Below are 18,111 nucleotides of genomic sequence, written 5' to 3' on the forward strand. Positions count from 1 at the left end.
GGTCAAGGCTTCACATCGCACAACCGCGGTCATCGGACCTCCCCCTTGCGTTCCAGTTCCGTCCAGGCCCCGTCCAGGGCGGCCGCGGCCTCCGCGTGCGGGAAGCCGAGGCTCCGCGCGAGGCCGGCGTACTTCGAGGCCCCTTCGGACAGCAGGAGCCTGCGCTCCTGCCCCATCGAGGCGGGATCGCCCTGGACGAAGGTGCCTTCGCCCCTGCGCATGGCCAGGAGGCCCGCCTCCACCAGCCGCTGGTAGGCCTTGGCCACCGTGGCGGGGTTCACCTGGAGGTCCCGGGCCAGTTCCCGCACCGACGGCACCGGCGCCCCCGGCCCCAGCGCGCCCGCGGCCACGAGCCTGTGGACGCCCTCCTCGATCTGTTTCCAGATGGGCACCGCCGAGGCGGGGTCCACCTGCAGGATTCCTCTCATGGTCGGCCTCTCGATCCAAGTGTGTTACTGTAGTAATACAGTAATCCCCCGGCATCGGCTGTCAACCTCCTATTTTCCAGGAGGGTGCAGGCCCCCCTGGACCTGCCCTTGGCACCGGCGCCAGGAGCAGTCATGCTGTCGGGCAGGTGATCCCCATGAGGCTCATTGAAGCGTTTTTTCCCCTCTGCCTGGCCCTCCTCATGGGGTGTTCCATCAGGCGCGTGGCCGTGGACCGCATCGGGAACGCCGTTGCCGGGAGCTCGGGAGTCTATGCCTCGGACGACGATCCGGAGCTGGTCCGGGACGCCACCCCCTTCGCCCTCAAGACCGTCGAGGGACTTCTCCAGGAGAGCCCGGCCCACCAGGGCCTCCTGCTCTCGGCCTGCTCAGGCTTCACCCAGTACGCCCACGCCTTCCTCCAGGACGAGGCGGACTATGCCGAGGCCAAGGATCCGGAGCGGGCCGCCGAACTGCGGGCCCGGGCGAAAAAGCTCTACCTGCGCGCCCGGGGCTACGGCCTGCGGGGCCTGGAGGCCGCCCTGCCCGGGTTCGGGGACCAGCTGCGGACGGCCCCGGACGCCGCCCTGGCCCGGGCCGGCCGCAAGCAGGTGCCCCTGCTCTACTACACGGCGGCGGCCTGGGCCGCGGCCTTCGCCCTGGACGTCTCCGACTCCAGCCTCTCCGTGGACCAGACCCTCATGGAGAAGCTGGCCCGCCGCGCCCTGGCCCTGGACCCCGCCTGGGAGGGCGGCGCCGTCCACGAATTCCTCGTGGCCTGGGAGGCCGGCCACGCCCAGGCCGGGGGTTCCGCGGCCAAGGCCCGCGCCCACTTCCAGGAGGCGGTGCGCCTCTCCCGGGGCCTGCGGGCCTCGGTCTACGTCACCTTCGCGGAGGCCGTCGCCCTGGAAGCCCAGGACCGCCCCGGATTCACCGCCCTCCTGGGCGACGCCCTCCGCGTGGACCCCGACCGGGATCCCGCCCGCCGCACCGCCATCCTGGTCGCCCAGCGACGGGCCCGGTGGCTGCTGGGCAGGACCGGCGAACTCTTCAACGATCCAGAGGAAAAGCAGCCATGAAACCCATCCGCATCGCGTCCCTCCTGCTCGCGTCCCTGCTGCCCCTGGGCGCCCAGGTGACCCTCAAGATGGCCACCCTCCTTCCGGAGAACTCCTCATGGTTCCGCATCGTCAAGGACATGGGCGACACCTGGGCCAAGGTCTCGGGCGGCCGGGTCAAGGTCGTGTTCTACCCCGGGGGCCGCCAGGGCGACGAGCCCGACGTGGTGCGCAAGATGCGCCTGGGCTCGCTCCAGGGAGCCGTGCTCACCTCCCAGGGCCTGGCGGAGATCGACCGGTCCGTGTTCGCCCTGAGCATCCCCCTGGCCTTCGAAACGTCCGAGGAGGTGTACGCCACCCTGGAGGCCATGCGCCCCGGCCTGGAGGCCGGCATCGCGGCCCGGGGCTTCGTCCCCCTGAACTGGGCCGACGGCGGCTGGGTCCGCATCTTCTCGCGCAAGCCCGTGGCCACGCCCGACGACCTGCGCCACCAGAAGCTGTTCCAGTGGGCCGGCGACACGAAGACCCTGGAGATCTGGAAGACCGGCGGGTTCAACGCCATCCCCGCCCCGGCCACGGAACTGGCGACGGGCCTGCAGACCGGGCTCCTGGATGCCTTCCTGACCTCGCCCCAGGTGGTCCTGGTCACCCGGTACTACGAGCAGGCGCCCCACATGACCGACCTGAAGTGGGCCATCATCATGGCCGGGACCGTGGTCACGAAGGCGGCGTGGGACCGCGTCCCCGCGGACGTCCGCCCCGCCCTGCTCAAGGCCGCCCAGGACGCCGGGAACCGCCTGAGGGCCGACATGCGCGCCACCGAGGAACGGGACCTGCAGGCCCTGCGGGGCGCAGGGGTGAAGATCGTTCCGGTGGACGCCCACGGCCGGGAGCTGTGGCGGAAGATGGTGGCGGGCGCCGCCGGGAAGGTTCGCGGCGAGTTCGTGCCGGCCCAGGCCTACGACGAGGCCCTGAAGGACCGGGACGCCTATCGGCGCGCCCACCGATGAGGATCCTCAAGAAGCTGCTCCTCGCCGGCGAAGGCATCGTCCTGGTGGCCAGCTTCCTGGCGCTGTGCCTCCTGCCCCTGGTGGACACCGCGGGGCGGAGCCTGGGCGGCTTCCACGTGCCGGGGGCCGCGGACCTGGTGCAGGTCCTGACCCTCTGGCTCACCTTCGTGGGGGCCCTGGCCGCCACCGGCCAGGGCGAGCACCTCACCCTCTCCACCTCCCAGTGGCTGGGGCAGGGCCGCCTGGGCCGGGCGGCGCACTGGGCCGCCGGGGCCGTCTCCGCGGCCGTGGCCGCCCTGCTGGCCTACGCGTCGGCCCAGGTGGTGCTGGCCAACCGTCTCGACCCGCGGATGCTCTCCATCGGCATCCCCGAGTGGGCCCCGGAGGCCATCATGCCCCTGGCCCTTGCGGCCATGGCGCTGACCTTCGCCTACCGGGCCCACGGCACCTGGCGGGGCCGCGCCGCGGCCCTGGCGGCCGTTCCCCTCGCCTTCGCCGCGGGCCTCCTGCCCCCCCAGGCGGCCTCGAAGGCCTGGATCGCGGCGGCGGCCATCCTGGCCTCGCTCCTGGTGGGGACGCCGGTCTTCGTGGCCCTGGGCGGCGTGGCCATCTGCCTCTTCTTCGCGCAGGGCACGCCCGTGGCGGCGGTCTCGGCCGAGATCTACCGGCTCGTGGCCTCCCCCACCCTCCCGGCGATCCCGCTGCTGGCCGGGGCGGGCTACGTGCTGGCCGAGAGCGGCGCCTCGGAACGGCTGGTGCGGTTCTTCCGGGCCTGGCTGGGCTTCCTGCCGGGGGGCATGGCGGTGATGGTGGCCATGGTGTGCGCCCTGTTCACCACCTTCACCGGCGGCTCCGGCGTGACCATCATCGCGCTCGGCGGACTGGTGTACCCGATGCTCCGGAAGGACGGCTACTCCGAAGGCTTCTCGCTGGGCCTCGTGACGGCCTCGGGCGCGCTCGGCCTGCTGCTGCCCCCGAGCCTCCCGGTGATCCTCTACAGCGTCGTCGCCAGCAGCCGGGACACGGTGGTGCCCGCGGACCGGCTGTACCTGGCCGGGCTGGTGCCCGGGCTCCTGCTCATCGCGCTCACCGCGGGCTATGGCATCTGGGTGGGGAGGAAGGTCGAGGGCCCGCGCTCCGCCTTCACCTGGAGCGAGGCCCTGGCCGCCACCTGGAAGGCCAAGTGGGAGCTGCTCCTGCCCCTGGTGATCATCGGCCTCTTCGCCAGCGGCCGCGCCACGATGCTGGAGACCGCCGCGGGGGCCCTGGCGTACACCATCGTCGCGGAGTGCTTCATCACGAGGGACCTCCACCCCGCCCGGGACCTGCCCCGGGTGCTGCTCAAGGCCTCGGCCCTCATGGGCGCCGTGCTGATCCTCCTGAGCGTGGCCATGGGGCTCACCAGCTACCTGGTGGACGCCCAGGTGCCGGACGCGCTCCTGGCCTGGACCCGCGCCCACGTGCATTCCCGCTTCGTCTTCCTCCTGGCGCTGAACGTCCTTCTCCTGGTGCTGGGAAGCGTGCTGGAGATCTACTCCGCCATCATCGTGCTGGCCCCCATCATCGCGCCCATGGGCGCGCTGTACGGCATCCACCCCGTGCACCTGGGCATCCTCTTCCTCGCCAACCTCGAGGTGGGCTTCCTCCTGCCCCCGGTGGGCCTCAACCTCTTCCTTTCCTCCAGCCGCTTCGGGATCCCCCTGCCCCGCCTCTACCGCACCGTCCTGCCCTTCCTCCTCATCCTCGGCATCGGCCTCCTGCTCGTCACCTACGCGCCGGAACTCTCCCTGACCCTCCCGCGATGGGCCGGCAAAGGGTAGAGTGGGGAATGCCGCGCGCCGTACTCTTCGATCTCGACGGGACCCTGGTGGACTCCAGGGCCGATCTGGCCACCGGGGTCAACCTCACCCGCGTGGACCTGGGCCTGCCGCCCCTGGAACCGGCCCAGGTGGCCGGCTTCGTTGGGGACGGGGTCCGGAAGCTGCTGACCCGGTCCCTCCCCGAATGCCCCGGGCGCCTGGAGGAGGCCCTGGAGCTGAACCGGGGCCACTACGGACGGCACCTCCTGGATGCCACCCGGCTCTACCCCGGGGTCCAGGCCGCCCTCGAGGCCGTGCGTGCCGGGGGGTTCCGCCTGGCCGTGGTCACCAACAAGCCCCGGGAGTTCACGCTGCCCATCCTGGAGGGCCTGGGGGTCCTCGGCCTGTTCGGCGCGGTGGTCGCGGGGGGCGACTGCCCGGACCTCAAGCCCGACCCGAGGCCCCTGCTCCTGGCCCTGGAGCGCTGCGGGAGCGGGGCGGAGGGCTCCTGGATCGCGGGGGACCACCACACCGACCTGGAGGCCGGGAGGCGCGCAGGGGTCAAGCGGTGCCTGTGCCGGTACGGCTTCGGCACCCCCGGCGGCGAGGCCTGGGACCTGGCCGTGGAGAACCTCCAGGAGCTGGCGTCGCACCTGGCGTCCTGATGCGCGGGCCCGAACGCGACTAAGATGGAGGGGAACCTCTCTCCAAGGCCACCCATGAACCTGCGCAGACTCGTCCCGGTCGTCGTCTTCCTGATCCTGGCCGGAGCGGTGGGCGCGGGACTCTACCAGACCCGGGGCCCGGACGCCGCGCCGCCCCCCAAGCCCCTGCCCAAGGGGGCCGAGGCCCAGGTGGACCAGGAGCCCAACCTCACCGCCCGGCGCCTGGCCGCCTTCGCCTTCTCCCCGGAGGAGAAGCAGTTCGCCCGCGACGCGGAACGCCTGGCCGACCATGAAGTGGATCTGGCCTTCAACGACGCCCTGCGCCAGGCCGCCTACGCCGCGCCTCCGCCCACCCCCGCCGTGCGCGAGCTCCAGGCGACCAAGGACAAGCAGGAACGGGCCGTGGACGAGGGCGGGCGGAACGTCGCCCGGCTCACCAAGGCCGTGGCCGCGGCCCGGGAACAGGACAAGGACGACCTGGAGGACCAGTTGGAGGTGGCCAAGGCCCAGCTCGAGCTGGACAAGGACGAACTGGACGCCACCGGGGCCATGCTCGAGAAGCTCGGCGCCGACCCCGTCGCCCGGATCCGCCGCCTCAAGGCCTCGTTCACAGCCAAGGAGGAAGCCGCCGAAGACGAGGCCGCCGGGGCCCCGGCGCGCTTCCAGCCCGGCAGCCTCCTGCAGCGCCTGGACACCTGGAACCGGCTGCGCAGGAAGGCCGGACTCCTGGCCCAGGCCCGCGGGAACGCCCTGGCCAAGACCGAGGAGCTCAGCGCGCGCCAGCAGGCCCTGGAAAAGGACGTCGCCCAGGAAAAGGAGGACCGGGAATCCGCCCGCAAGCAGGCCAAGGGCTTCGCCCTCAACGAGCGGGGCGCCGCCGGGGCCGCCGGCACCTCCCGGGAGACGGCCCGGGCCACGCTCATGACGCTCAAGTACTTCACCGAGACGCAGCGCACCCTGGCGGACCTGGGCAAGCGCTACCAGGACGAGAAGGAACTGGCGCGGGTCTACCAGGACTGGGGCAGCCTGGTGCGCCTGGACCAGCGCGCCGCGGCCCACGCCGTCCTCCAGCACGCCGCCTGGATCGTCCTGGTCCTGGTGCTCATCTGGTTCGCCGAGCGCATCTTCGAGGCGATCTTCGGCCGGATCACCGCCGGCCGCAAGCGCGTGAGCCGCAACCTGAAGGTGGTGAAGTTCGCCGCCCAGGTGGTGGGCGTCCTGGCCATCCTCCTCATCATCCTGGGCACGCCGAGCCAGCTCACCACGCTCTTCGGGCTCGCCGGCGCAGGCCTCACCGTGGCCCTGAAGGACTTCATCATCTCGTTCTTCGGGTGGTTCATCCTGGTGGGCCCCAAGGGCATCCACGTGGGCGACTGGGTGGAGATCCGGGGCGTCAGCGGCGAGGTCATCGAGATCGGCCTCCTGCGCACCCTGATCCTCGAGACGGGGAACTGGAGCGACGCCGGGCACCCCACGGGCCGGGTCGTCTCCTTCGTGAACAGCTTCGCCATGGAGGGGCACTACTTCAACTTCTCCTCCGCGGGCCAGTGGATGTGGGACGAACTCAACGTGAACGTGCCCGCCGGCAAGGACCCCTACCCCATGGTGGACGGCGTCCGGGCCCTGGTGGAGGCGCGCACGGGGGAGAACGCCGCGCAGGCCTTCAAGGAATGGGAACGGGCCGACCGCGGCTACCGCATCCAGGGCCTCAAGGCCGAGCCCAGCATCAGCATCGTCCCCGCCGGCAGCGGCGTGGAGATCCGGGTCCGCTACATCACCCGGGCCCAGGACCGCAACGTCCTGCGCAAGGAGCTGAACGAGGCCGTGGTGGAGATGCTGCACGGCAAGCGGGAGGAACCGGCCCAGCCACCGGTCGTATAGAAAAAAGAGGACTTGCCTCCGGACCGCCGCAGGCCCACCCTTCGGGGGATTTGTTCGTGGCCCCCTTTTCAGCCCATTTTAATGAGCCCCCATGCACCCTGCGGCCCGCAGGGCCTCCATCCTGGCCCTGCTCCTCCTCCTGGTCCCCGCCTTCGGCCAGACGCCCCTGCGCCTGACCTTCTCCAACCGCACGCGGGGCCCCCTGGCGGAGCGCCCCGTCTACGTCACCGTCACCGCCCAGGACGATGCGGGGCGGTTCCTGCGCATGGATGGCGCGGGCGCCTTCCATCCGTGCCTCCCCGCCGACAATACGGTTCCCCTGGCCGGCCGGCGTTGGTGCGCCTACTCCTTCCCCCTTCCCGGGGCCGTGGACCTGGACACGGGCCTCAACCTGCGCGGCGGGCGCATCTACCTGAGCATCGGCGCCCCTCTGTGGCTGCGGGTGGATGCCGCCACCGGGGGCCTGGTGCAGCCGGATCCGGGCAACGGGGAGGACCCCAACCGCCACACCCTCTTCGACTGGGCGGAGTTCGCCCTGGACCGCTCGGGGCTCCATGCCAACACCACCTGCGTGGACCAGTTCGGCCTGCCGCTCACCCTGCGGGCCCGGGACCGGGACGGGACCGTCGCGGGCCCCGTGGGGCTCGCCGCGAGCCGCTCGGACCTGATGCGGGACTTCAAGGCCACCGTCCCCGCGGCCTTCCGCCGCCTCGTCCAGGACCTGCGCATCCGCGCCCCCGGCCACGCCCCGGAGGGGCCCCTGCGCCGGCACCTGGACGGCTACATCCGGGAGATGTGGGAACGGTACCGCCGCGAACCCCTCGTCCTCACCCCGGACCAGGGCACCTTCACGGGCCGTGTGGAGCCCGGCGGCGTCCTCGTCTTCACGCGCCCCGGGGACCCGGAGAGGCACCTGATCCGGGGCATGCCCACCACCCTCGAGGCCTTCCGCTGCGACGGCCCCCTGGCCCAGGGCAGCGCCCTGGAGAAGGTCCTGGGGGCCCAGCTCGCCGCGATGCTCAACCGCCACATCCTGGGGACGCCCTCGAGATGGCGGGACGCGTCAAGCTACTACGCCGCGGGCCCGGCCAACGCCTACGCGCGATTCTGGCACCGGCGCGGGCTGGGGGGAAAGGCCTACGGCTTCGCCTACGACGACGTGAACGACCAGGCCACGCTCATCCACGTGGCTGAACCGGAGGAGCTGGACGTCGGGTTCAGGATCGACTAGAAGCTGTAGGTCACGCCCAGATTCAAGGTGGCCAGGGTGGCGCTGTCGATGTTGTGCGTCGTGTAGCGGGCCTGGATCCCCACGTGCCGGTCCAGGTCGTAGCCCACGCCCAGGTCGAGGCCCAGGCCGTTCCTCGAATCGGAATGGCCGTGGAGCGAGGTGCCGTAGCTGACCAGGGAAACGCCGCCCAGGAGGTAGACGCCGCGGCGGTTCCGGTCCGGGTGCCAGGTGTAGTCGGCGCCCACCCCGAAGCTGGTGGTGGAGGCGCCGTCCTTCGAGCCGAAGACCGTGATGTCGGCCCGGGCCATGAGGCCGTGGCCGCCCCCGAAGTCCCACCGCCCGTGACCGCCCGCCTGGAGCCCCAGGTTGGCCACGTTGGTGAGGTCGTTCACGGGGAAGGCCAGGGCGCCCTGCACCCCGAACACGGGTTCCGCCGCCGAAGCCAGGGAACCGCAGCCCGCAATCAGGACCGTAGCAAGGAAGAAGCCGGAAGTTTTCAAGGGAAGTCTCCTGGAATTGGCCGACAGGAACGGCTCTGGAAGCATTGTATATTCCAAGAGCGCCGATGCGGTTGCCGAAGTTCGGCACGCGCGATCAAACCCCGTCATTCCTTGAGGATCTCAAAAAAGATGAAACCTCCTCCCGATCCCCTCCCACGCTGCGGCTGGTGCGGCACCGACCCGGCCTACGTGGCCTACCATGACGAGGAGTGGGGCGTGCCGTCCCGGGACGACCGCCATCTCTTCGAGATGCTCATCCTCGAGGGCGCCCAGGCCGGCCTGAGCTGGTCCACGATCCTGCGCAAGCGGGAGGCGTACCGGCTCGCCTACGACGGCTTCGACCCCGCCGCGGTGGCGGCCTACGGCCCCGAGCGCCTGGAGGCCCAGCTGCGGGATCCCGGCATCGTCCGGAACCGGCTGAAGGTGGCCGCCGCCGTGGCCAACGCCCGGGCCTTCCTGGCCGTGCAGGCCGAGTTCGGCTCCTTCGCCGCCTACCTCTGGGCCTTCGTCGGGGACAGGCCCCGCGTGGAGCGGCGCCGGACCCTCGCCGAGGTCCCCGCCGTGAGCCCGGAGGCCGAGGCCCTCTCCCGGGACCTGAAGCGCCGGGGGTTCAAGTTCGTGGGGCCGACCATCATCTACGCGTTCATGCAGGCCGTGGGCATGGTGGATGATCACGTCGACACCTGCTGGCGGCGTATACTGGCGCCATGACAACCGAGACCTTCAAGGCCAGCCGCTGGACCAGGGGGAACCGCCTCTTCCCCACCTGCATCGAAGTCACCGACACGGCGGTGACCCGGTGGAAGCGCTCGTGGTTCACGCGCAACGAGATGACCATCCACCTGCTGCGGGTGGCCAGCGTGCGCATCAACACCGGGGTGTTCTGGTCCGAGATCCTCATCGAGTCCACCGGAGGCACCGACCCCCTCACCAGCGCGGGCCACCGCAAGAAGGACGCCCTGCGCATCAAGGAGCTCATCGAGCTCGCCCAGACGCGCCAGCTCGCCCCGTGAATGAGTAGTCTTTCCCCTTTTCCTTCCTCGGCGAACCTCAGTCACCTCGGCGATGCATTCTGTTCCAAGAGCTAGTGTAGGCCGCCAGAAGAACAGGTAACACCTTGTCCCCCCCCCTTCGCCTCGGGTCCAGTTCAGGGCTTGGTGTTGACGAGTCGCTTGATGCCCCCGTCCTTGAGGGGCCAGTTATGAAAATTGATCAGCAGGCCCACTTCGAAATTTGCAAAGTGGAGGCAGCTATTCAGTTGGGCGAAGTCGGCATCCGAAAACTTCGCAATGGCCTTCGCCTCGACGACCACCTTGTGGTCCACCACGATATCCATGATGTAGGCATTCTCGACGCACAATTCCTTGTAGGTGATGTCGAGGTGAACCTCGCGTAGGGCCTCGTGTCCGGCCAACCTGAGTTCATGGGCGAGGCAAGCCTTGTAGGCATTTTCCAGGAGTCCAGGCCCCAGAACTATCTGCACCCTGATGGCAGCGAGGATGATGGCTTCGGTGATATCTCGATGGGGATAGTTGTCGCCCCAATCTTCGCCCCAATGCCGACCCATGACTTCCTCCTTCGGGTCAGGAGTGCGCTCAATCACGCCGGGACGTTCAGGCCAGAATTCTTTCCTCGGTATCCTCGGCCTCCTCGGCGCCTCGGCGATGGGCTTTTCGACGGGTGCTTCGGCGCATGTAATCTTTGCTCCGACTGATACTTGAGAAAGCCATCGCCGAGGCGCCGAGGAGGCCGAGGATACCGAGGAAAAGAACAAGGCAGGTTCGCCGTCAACCCTTGGCAGAGGCCGTCCGAATGGCCGCGAGGGCCTGCCGTGCTCGTGTCACCTTGGCGAGGATATCGTTCGGGGACGCGGTCCAAACAAATGGTTTCGGAGCGGCATTGTGTCTCGCGATATAGGTGTGGATCGCTGCTTCGAGTTCCGGGACGGATCTGAAAATACCCCTTCGGATGCGGTTCTCCGTGATGTCCCGGAAAAATCGCTCCACCATGTTCAACCACGATGAACTGGTGGGGGTGAAGTGAACGTGGACCCTCGAATGGCCTTTCAACCAGCTTTTGACCGCCGGATGTTTGTGGGTGGCGTAGTTGTCGCAAATGATGTGCAGAGCGAGTCGCTTCGACTTACCCCGCTCAAGCCGCTTGAGGAACTTCAGCCACTCCTCATGGCGATGACGTGGCATCGTGGCCGAGATCACCGTACCATCCAGCGTGTTCATGGCCGCAAAGAGGGTGGTCGTTCCATTGCGCTTGTAGTCGTGCGTCATGGTGCCGCAGCGACCCTTCTTCATCGGTAGGCCAGGCTGAGTCCGGTCCAGGGCCTGAATCTGGCTCTTCTCATCTACGCTCAGCACGATGGCATGCTCCGGAGGGTCCAGATACAGGGCCACGATGTCCACCAACTTCTCTTCGAAATGAGGATCGTTGCTTAACTTGAAACCAACGGTGCGGTGCGGCTTGAGGCCATTCTGACGCCAAATGCGTCCCACCGTGCTCTCGCTCACCCCGGTGGCCTGCGCCATGGAGGCCCGGCTCCAGTGCGTGGCATTGACGGGCTGTTCCTGCGTCGTCTTATGGAGCACCTCTTGCCCCTTCAAAGCAATCACCCAAGACTTCCGGCCTCGACCTGGGCGTTCCCTCTCGAGGCCATCGAAGCCCGCTTCCTCCCATCGCTTGAGGCATTGCCAAGCAGTCCGATGATCACAGCCCAAAGCCTGGCCGATGTCACGAAAGGACTCGCCAGAAGCTCGATGAAGAACAATCTTGGCCCGCAGGACGCTGCGCGCAGGCAAGGTCCGGCTCCGCGCCATTTCCTCAAGGCGTCTGAATTGCTCCACAGTTAGATCAACTCGCCCCACTTGCGCCAAAGTTCTCACCTGCCGCTTGGATGCGACGAGCTGTATTGGCGTTACAGGTATTTCTGGCGGCCTACACTAGTGCGTCTTGCGCCCCTTGGCGGCGTGCGCCTCCTGGACTTCGGGCAGCCAGGTCACGGTGCCCGAGGACAGGTCGTAGAGCGCCGCCACGACCCTCAGGTGGCCCTCGGCCACCTTCTCCCGCAGGATCTCGCTGCGCGCCACCATGGCCTTGGCCTGGCGCTGGGCGTTCACCGCGGACAGGCGCTTCAGGTGGCTCTTCACGTCGTCCGACCCCCTGGGGGTGGTCTCCAGGAGCCCGGCCATGGAGGCCTGGAAGATCCACAGGTTGCCGGGCAGCGGCTTGCCGTTGGCCTCGGCCACGGCCGCCACGGCGCCGCAGGCGGTGTGGCCCATGACCACCACCACCGGACAGCCCAGGTGCTCCACCGCGTACTCCGCGGAGGCGAGGCCCTGCGTGTCGGGGCTGTTGCCGGCCTCGCGGATGGTGAAGAGCCGGCCGAGTTCCTGGTCGAAGATGTAGTTGTCCGCGAGGCGGCTGTCGCTGCAGGTGACGATCACCGCCAGGGGATGCTGGCCCCCGGCCAGGAGCTCGCGCACCCGCGGGTCCTCGGCGCTGCGCAGGCTCCGGGAGCGGCGGCCCTCCACGAAGCGCTGGTTCCCGGCCTTGAGCTCAGCCAGGGCCGTCTCGGGCGAGAGGGCCTCGGTCGCTGGGGCGTGCTGGGCGGGCAGGGCGAAATAGAGGCCGGCGACCAGAAGGGAGGGGATCATGGGCATCTCCTTGAGGATTTCAACAATCTAGCCCATCGCGGCCCGGGGAGCACCCTTTTCCGCAGGCTTCCTTGCTACCATCACCTCCATACCCCGATATCTGGAGGCGGCCCATGGCCCTCAACACCCGCTTCGGCGCAGCGATGGACACCGACCGCATGGTCTCCCAGTTCATGGAGATGGTGCGGATCGACAGCGAATCGGGAGAGGAGGCCGCGTTCATGGCCTGGCTCCTGCCGGTCCTGCGGGACCTGGGCGCCGCCGCGGACCTGGACGCCTATGGGAACCTCATCGCCAAGGTTCCCGGCAAGGGCAGTTCCGGCGCCCCGATCCTCCTCTCCTGCCACGGCGACACCGTGAAGCCCGGCAAGGGCATCCGCCCCGTGCTGGCCGACGGCGTGGTGCGGTCCGGGGGGGACACCATCCTGGGCGCCGACGACAAGGCCGGCATCGCCGAGCTGCTGGAGACCCTGCGCGTGGCGCCGGTGCACCCGCCCCTGGAGATCGCCATCAGCCGCCAGGAGGAAGTGGGCCTCCTGGGCGTCAAGAACCTGGACTACAGCCGCCTGACGGCCACCAGGGGCTTCCTGCTCGACAACGACACCCTGGACACGATCATCACCGGCGGCCCCTCGTACTTCGCCATCGACGTGAAGGTCACCGGCAAGTCCGCCCACGCCGGCATGGAACCGGAAAAGGGCGTCAACGCCATCGTGGCCGCCTCCCGCGCCATCGCCGCGCTGCGCCTGGGGCGCCTGGACGCCGAGACCACCTCCAACGTGGGCATCATCCAGGGCGGCCTCATCCGCAACGGCGTGCCCGACCACTGCACCTTCATGGCGGAATGCCGCAGCCTCGACCACCCCAAGGGCCAGGCCCTCGCCGACGAGCTCGTGGCCGCCATCCGCAGGGAAGTGGAGGCCTTCGGCGCGACGGTGGAGATCACCGTGAACAACCTCTGCCGGGCCTCCCGCATCGACCCCGCCACGTCCTGGACCGTGGACGTGGCCACCCGCGCCCTGGCCACGCTGGACATCCAGGCCCAGCCCGCCCTCATGTGCGGGTTCACCGACGCCTCCATCTACAACAACCACGGCATCGAGATGGCCGTGGTGGGCATCGGCGCGCGCCAGGAGCACTCCACGGACGAGCACATCCTCGTGGAGGACATGGAGCGGGCCGTGGCGATGATGGTGGAGATCCTGAGGCTGAGCGCCTAGGAGGTACCTTGAACGGCTCCCGGCCTTTTCCTTTCCCGCGTTGCCCCAGGGGCCTGGTCATCGCCCTGGTGCTTTCGCTCTTCCACCTGGTGGCCTGCCACAAGAGCGACAAGCTGGGCCCGCCCAACCCATTCACCTATTCCCCTGGCCCAGTCGTTTTAACGGTCGGGAAGGCACTCACCCCCTTGACGCCGGTGGGGGGAAGCTCCGGTCGCGGCTTCTATTACAGCCTTGAACTCGGCAAGACCCTCCCGCTGGGCCTCGTGATGGATTCGGCCAACGGCACCATCTCGGGGGCTCCGATCGCGTCCTCCCCCGCGACTTCCTACACCGTCGTGGCGTACAGGTATGTGGATCCGGACAACACCTTCGCAACCCTCCAGACCGCCTCTTCCCTGACGATCGCGATCAACCGCCCCGGGTTCACGCCAACGGGCTCCATGGCCACCGCGCGGCAGGACCACACCGCCACGGCCCTTCCCGACGGCAGGGTCCTTGTCGCCGGAGGTTCATGCAACGGCAGCGTCCTTGCCACCGCCGAGATCTATGACCCCGCCACGGGCAGCTTCACCCCGACCGGACCCATGCTCTCGCCCCGGACGCACCACACGGCCCAGGTCGCCGGTTGGAATCCCGGCATCGTCCTGTTCCTCGGGGGGGATGACGGTACCCGGATTCTCTCGACCATCGAAGCCTACGATTTGACCACCGGGACGTTCAAGCCGATCGGCGCCATGACCGAGCCCCGCCGTTTCCACACCTCGACAATGCTCAACCTCCCCGCCCCCTCCTTCGGCACGGCCATCCTCGTGGCTGGTGGCGAGGGGCCTGGCGGCTGGCTGGCCAGCGCTGAACTGATCGATCCGGACACCTTTGTCGCCACAGCCACAAGCCCGATGGCCACCCCGAGAGGGCGTCACGCCGCCAGCCCCCCCGGCAACCAAAAATGCTACGTGGTCGGCGGTTTCAACGGCGCTTACCTGGCCAGCGTCGAGTACTTCGATCTGGCCGATCGGAAATTCCACTCCAGCGGCCCCCTGAACCTGCCCCTGGCCGATTGCACAATGGGAATCGAAGGCGGGGGCGAGGTGGTCGCCGGGGGACGCAACGACGAAGGGGCCACCGCCAACGCCGGGATCTACACCTTCGACGCCGCAGTCTCGCCCCTGGCCTTCTTCAGCCCGGGGCCGCCGATGCTTTTCCCTAGGTACGGCCATAGGCGCAGCTACCTCCAGTTCGAAGGCTATACCTTGATCACCGGCGGGTTCGATGGCACCGGCCATGCCCTGGCCACCGCCGAACACCGCCAGGCCTCCGATGGGGCCGTGACCAGCCTGGGCGCCATGACCACGGCCCGGGCCCGGCACACCGCCACCTATTTGAACAACGGCCTCCTGCTGATCGCCGGTGGCGTGGGCGCCGACGGGAAGAGCCTCGCCAGCGCGGAAGTGTTCTAGCCCATCCAGCCGGTCAGGTCCGCCGCCCCGTCCTTCCGCAGTCCCTCCACCACCCCCGCCCGGTTCCGCTCCGGCTGGTTCTGGCTGAGCTTCCATTTCCCCACCAGCCGGGTCACCTCGATCTCGATGCCCACCACCGCGGCGATCCGGCTTTCCAGGTAATCCCCGGGCGCGTCCGCGGGCTTCCAGGGGGCCGGGAACGCCGCCTCGTGCTCCGCGGTCAGGGCGTCCAGGAGGCCGCGGACCCAGGCGGGGTCGTCGTGGGCGCGGAGCCGGCCATGGGCGTGGACCACCAGGTAGTTCCAGGTGGGCACGGCCTTGCCGTCCTCGCGCTTGGTGGGATACCAGCCCGGGCTGACGTAGTGCCCGGGCCCCTGGAAGATGGCCAGGACCTCGGCGCCGTCGGCGGCCCGCCATAGGGGGTTCGCGCGTGCCACGTGACCGCGCAGGGTGCCCGCGGGACCCGCCAGCAGCGGGATGTGGTCGGCGGTGAGGCCTTCGGGACCCAAGGTCACGAGGGCGGCCAGCGGATGCCGGCGCATGAGGCCCTCGAGGGCCTCGGGCCGGAATTCCTCGAAGTGGGGAGGCAGGTACATGGCTCCAGCGTATCAGGCCAGGTCCCGCGCCTTGGCCTGGAACTGGGGCATGGTGTAGGGCTTGGGCAGGACCGCCACGTCCGGCATCCCCGCCAGCAGCGCCGCGGTGGCGTCGTCCAGGTAGCCGGTGGCCAGGATGGCGGGAAGCGCCGGCCGGAACGCGCGGATGTTGACGAGCGTCTCCACGCCCCCCATCACCGGCATGTTGAGGTCCAGCAATACGAGGTCCACCTCGAGTCCCCCCGCCAGCCGCGCCAGGGCCTGGGCGCCGCCGCCGGCGACCTCCACATGGTGCCCGAGCTGGACGAGCATGGCGGGGACCGAGTCGCGGATCAGCGCGTCGTCGTCCACCAGGAGGACCCGCAGAGGCCTGCACGGGGCCTCGGGACCGCACGGGGGCGCCTCCCCGGGGGCCTCCAGCGGGGCCGCCGGGAGGTGGATCAGGATGGTGGTCCCCTGCCCCACGCGGCTCTGGATCTGCACGGTGCCGCCGTGGGCCTTGACGGTGTTGAAGACCATGGACAGGCCCAGCCCCGTCCCCTTCCCGAAGGGCTTGGTGGTGAAGAAGGGCTCCATGGCCCGGCGCAGCACCTCCGGCGGCATGCCTTCGCCGGAATCGGCCACCTCCAGCTGGGCTCCGCCGTCGGCGGCGCGGCGGGTGCGCAGGAGGAGCGTCCCGCCTCCGGGCATGGCGTCCCCGGCGTTCACGCAGAGGTTCAGGATGGCGCTGCCCAGGGTGCCGGATTCCCCCCGCACGGGCGGGAGCGTGGCGTCCAGGTCCTCCATGACCTGCACCTTCTGGAACAGCGTCCGGCGGAGCATCGCGGCCTGCTCCCTCACCAGATCGTTCAGGTCCAGGATCCGGGCTTCGCGGAGCCCTTTGCGGGCGAAGTTCGTGAGCGCCTGGACCAGGCTCCGGCCGCGGTCGCTCGCGCGGTCGATCGTGCCCAGGGGGCCCGCCAGGTCCGCGTTCTCGCGGTGCACGAACAGGAGGGTCTGGGCCACGGCCTGGATGGAGGCCAGGACATTGTTCATGTCGTGGGCGATGCCGCTGGCGAGGCTCCCCAGGCTCTCCAGGCGCTGGGTGTGCTCCAGCTCCTCCTGCATCTGGCGGTGCGCGGTGATGTCCAGGAGCGTGCCGAGCAGGCGCGATGCGCGTCCGCCCTCGCCCTTTTCCGCCCTGGCGCGGCTGTGCAGCCAGCGGACCTCGCCGTCCGGCCGGCGGATGGGATAGTCCATCTCCAGGGGCTCGAAGGTGGCCACGGCATGTCTGACCCCCGCGGCCACCGCGCTCCGGTGGCTGGGCTCCACCAGCTCCAGCCACGTGCGGAAATCCTTCTGCGCCTCATCCTGGCCCAGGATGCGCGAAAGGGTGGGGCTGACCCGGATCACCCCGGTGGCGAGGTCGTAGTCGTAGGTGCCCACCAGGGCCGCCTCCTGGGCCTCCCGCATGAGCCGCTCGCTTTCGGCGAGGGCGCGTTCGGCCCGGGCCCGGTTCCGGTTGACCACGAGCAGGGCCGCGATCAGGGCCGTGAGGATGGCGAAGAGGATCCCGGCGACGATGACGTAGGGCCGGAAAAGGCCCCACAGGGTCGGTGGCCGGTTCACGAGGATGGAATCCGGCGGCAGGCTCGACAGGTCGCACCCCCAGCGCTTGAGCTGGTTCCAGTCGAACATGGGCCGCACGAAGGCGCGGGGGGACAGGGGCGGCAAGGGTCGCCCCTGCTGGATCTCCACCACGGCCTGCCCCAGGAGGGCTCCGGCGGTCTCCGGGTCCACCATCTCCCCGCCCACCACGCCTTCGCCCAGGAAGCTGGAGAGGATGCTGAATACCGGGGCATTGGCCCCCTTGGTCAGGGCCCGCACCACATCCGTGGGCACGAACAATTCCCCCGTGACGTCCGACGTCACGATCGAGAAGAGGATCAGGGTGTCCGGCGCCAGGTGCCCGGCCTGCGCGAGGACGTCCTTCACGCTCCGGCCGCTGGTGTAGTCGAAGTCGATCCGCCCCTCCCACGCCGCGAACGCCTTGCGGGCCTGCGCCTCGACGCGCAGGTTCGACTCGGCGTTCCCCGAGACGAAGAGCACGTGGCGGGTGCGCGGGAACAGCGCCAGGGCGCGCTCCAGGGTGCCCTTCACCTCGAAGCGCAGGGGCAGCTGGAACGTCTCCCGGCCCTCCACGCCCGCGCCCTCCTGGCCGAAGAGCGTCACGGCCGGGGTCCCCGGCGACAGGTCCCGGCCCTCGCGCCCGAGGAAGTCCCGGGCCGGGTCGAAGACCGTGATGATGAGGCCGAACTTCATCCCGGCGTATTTCTCCAGCAGGAGGTCCCGCAGGTGCGCGCGCTGGCCGGGGGCCCGGGGCGGGTTGATGTCGAGGTACTCGGGATGGAAGGTGCCGTACTCCAGCCTCCTCGAGGCGATGACCTTCCCCATGCCCGCGTTGATCTTCCCCTGGGCCGGAAGGTTCTGGCTGAAGGAATACAGGATCAGGACATCCTGGGGCGGAGCCGGAGAAGCAAACGAGCAGACGCACGCAAACCCGACGAGGATACAAACGAACCACCGGTGCATCCAGGCCCTCGATCCCCAACGGGCAATCATGGT

The 18,111-nt window shown here is 69.4% G+C and carries 17 protein-coding genes; 10 read left to right on the top strand and 7 right to left on the bottom strand.

Annotation, left to right across the window (positions count from 1 at the left end; genetic code table 11):
* Window positions 1-29 precede the first annotated feature (29 nt).
* Window positions 30-428, bottom strand: coding sequence for a GntR family transcriptional regulator (locus ACZ5MC_RS13295; protein WP_464516001.1), 399 nt, complete (start codon window positions 426-428; stop codon window positions 30-32).
* Between the two features lie 155 nt (window positions 429-583).
* Here ACZ5MC_RS13295 and ACZ5MC_RS13300 point away from each other — a divergent pair, with 155 nt between their 5' ends.
* From ACZ5MC_RS13300 to ACZ5MC_RS13325, 6 genes are all read left to right on the top strand, one after another.
* The gene (locus ACZ5MC_RS13300; protein WP_464516002.1) at window positions 584-1,504 is read left to right on the top strand and encodes a TRAP transporter TatT component family protein; all 921 of its coding nucleotides are present in this window, start codon (window positions 584-586) and stop codon (window positions 1,502-1,504) included.
* Window positions 1,501-2,493: a TRAP transporter substrate-binding protein gene (locus tag ACZ5MC_RS13305; RefSeq protein ID WP_464516003.1), complete on the top strand. Its 993-nt coding sequence runs from the start codon at window positions 1,501-1,503 to the stop codon at window positions 2,491-2,493. The genes ACZ5MC_RS13300 and ACZ5MC_RS13305 overlap by 4 nt, the downstream gene beginning before the upstream one ends.
* Window positions 2,490-4,313 (top strand): TRAP transporter large permease, encoded by a 1,824-nt coding sequence (locus ACZ5MC_RS13310; RefSeq protein WP_306600988.1) that lies wholly within the window; start codon window positions 2,490-2,492, stop codon window positions 4,311-4,313. The genes ACZ5MC_RS13305 and ACZ5MC_RS13310 overlap by 4 nt, the downstream gene beginning before the upstream one ends.
* Window positions 4,314-4,321: 8 nt before the next feature.
* Window positions 4,322-4,957 (top strand): HAD family hydrolase, encoded by a 636-nt coding sequence (locus ACZ5MC_RS13315; protein ID WP_464516004.1) that lies wholly within the window; start codon window positions 4,322-4,324, stop codon window positions 4,955-4,957.
* 54 nt (window positions 4,958-5,011) lie between these two features.
* Window positions 5,012-6,838 (top strand): mechanosensitive ion channel domain-containing protein, encoded by a 1,827-nt coding sequence (locus tag ACZ5MC_RS13320; RefSeq protein ID WP_306600991.1) that lies wholly within the window; start codon window positions 5,012-5,014, stop codon window positions 6,836-6,838.
* A 91-nt stretch (window positions 6,839-6,929) separates the two neighbouring features.
* Window positions 6,930-8,069: a glycoside hydrolase family 64 protein gene (locus tag ACZ5MC_RS13325; RefSeq protein WP_464516005.1), complete on the top strand. Its 1,140-nt coding sequence runs from the start codon at window positions 6,930-6,932 to the stop codon at window positions 8,067-8,069.
* Here ACZ5MC_RS13325 and ACZ5MC_RS13330 read toward each other — a convergent pair.
* Window positions 8,066-8,569, bottom strand: coding sequence for an outer membrane beta-barrel protein (locus ACZ5MC_RS13330; RefSeq protein ID WP_306600994.1), 504 nt, complete (start codon window positions 8,567-8,569; stop codon window positions 8,066-8,068). The two genes, ACZ5MC_RS13325 and ACZ5MC_RS13330, sit on opposite strands and share 4 nt — an antisense overlap.
* A gap of 129 nt (window positions 8,570-8,698) precedes the next feature.
* Between ACZ5MC_RS13330 and ACZ5MC_RS13335 the strand changes: the two genes are divergently transcribed.
* On the top strand, window positions 8,699-9,280 hold the full coding sequence (locus ACZ5MC_RS13335; protein WP_306600995.1) for a DNA-3-methyladenine glycosylase I: 582 nt from the start codon (window positions 8,699-8,701) through the stop codon (window positions 9,278-9,280).
* Window positions 9,277-9,582 (top strand): hypothetical protein, encoded by a 306-nt coding sequence (locus ACZ5MC_RS13340; RefSeq protein WP_306600996.1) that lies wholly within the window; start codon window positions 9,277-9,279, stop codon window positions 9,580-9,582. Before ACZ5MC_RS13335 ends, ACZ5MC_RS13340 begins: the two co-directional genes overlap by 4 nt.
* Window positions 9,583-9,716: 134 nt before the next feature.
* On the opposite strand, the gene ACZ5MC_RS13345 is transcribed toward ACZ5MC_RS13340, so the two are convergent.
* The 3 genes from ACZ5MC_RS13345 to ACZ5MC_RS13355 all read right to left on the bottom strand — a co-directional run bounded on the left by ACZ5MC_RS13345 (window position 9,717) and on the right by ACZ5MC_RS13355 (window position 12,234).
* Window positions 9,717-10,136 carry a GxxExxY protein gene (locus tag ACZ5MC_RS13345; protein WP_306598196.1) on the bottom strand — a complete coding sequence of 140 codons (420 nt, stop codon included), beginning with the start codon at window positions 10,134-10,136 and terminating at the stop codon, window positions 9,717-9,719.
* 220 nt (window positions 10,137-10,356) lie between these two features.
* Window positions 10,357-11,397, bottom strand: a complete 1,041-nt coding sequence (locus ACZ5MC_RS13350) for an IS630 family transposase (RefSeq protein WP_464516006.1) — start codon at window positions 11,395-11,397, stop codon at window positions 10,357-10,359.
* Window positions 11,398-11,520: 123 nt separating this feature from the next.
* Complete coding sequence (locus ACZ5MC_RS13355; protein WP_306600998.1) at window positions 11,521-12,234, bottom strand: carbonic anhydrase; 714 nt, start codon at window positions 12,232-12,234, stop codon at window positions 11,521-11,523.
* Between the two features lie 113 nt (window positions 12,235-12,347).
* Between ACZ5MC_RS13355 and ACZ5MC_RS13360 the strand changes: the two genes are divergently transcribed.
* On the top strand, window positions 12,348-13,454 hold the full coding sequence (locus ACZ5MC_RS13360) for a M20/M25/M40 family metallo-hydrolase (RefSeq protein WP_464516007.1): 1,107 nt from the start codon (window positions 12,348-12,350) through the stop codon (window positions 13,452-13,454).
* Window positions 13,455-13,462: 8 nt separating this feature from the next.
* Window positions 13,463-14,911, top strand: coding sequence for a Kelch repeat-containing protein (locus tag ACZ5MC_RS13365; RefSeq protein ID WP_464516008.1), 1,449 nt, complete (start codon window positions 13,463-13,465; stop codon window positions 14,909-14,911).
* On the opposite strand, the gene ACZ5MC_RS13370 is transcribed toward ACZ5MC_RS13365, so the two are convergent.
* Together ACZ5MC_RS13370 and ACZ5MC_RS13375 are read right to left on the bottom strand one after the other, a co-directional pair.
* Entirely contained in the window at window positions 14,908-15,507 is a 600-nt protein-coding gene (locus ACZ5MC_RS13370; RefSeq protein ID WP_464516009.1) for an FMN-binding negative transcriptional regulator, read from the bottom strand. The genes ACZ5MC_RS13365 and ACZ5MC_RS13370 overlap by 4 nt on opposite strands.
* 12 nt (window positions 15,508-15,519) lie before the next feature.
* Window positions 15,520-18,078, bottom strand: coding sequence for an ATP-binding protein (locus ACZ5MC_RS13375; protein ID WP_464516010.1), 2,559 nt, complete (start codon window positions 18,076-18,078; stop codon window positions 15,520-15,522).
* Between the last annotated feature and the right edge of the window lie 33 nt (window positions 18,079-18,111).

Source organism: Mesoterricola sp. JemC181, assembly GCF_055384585.1.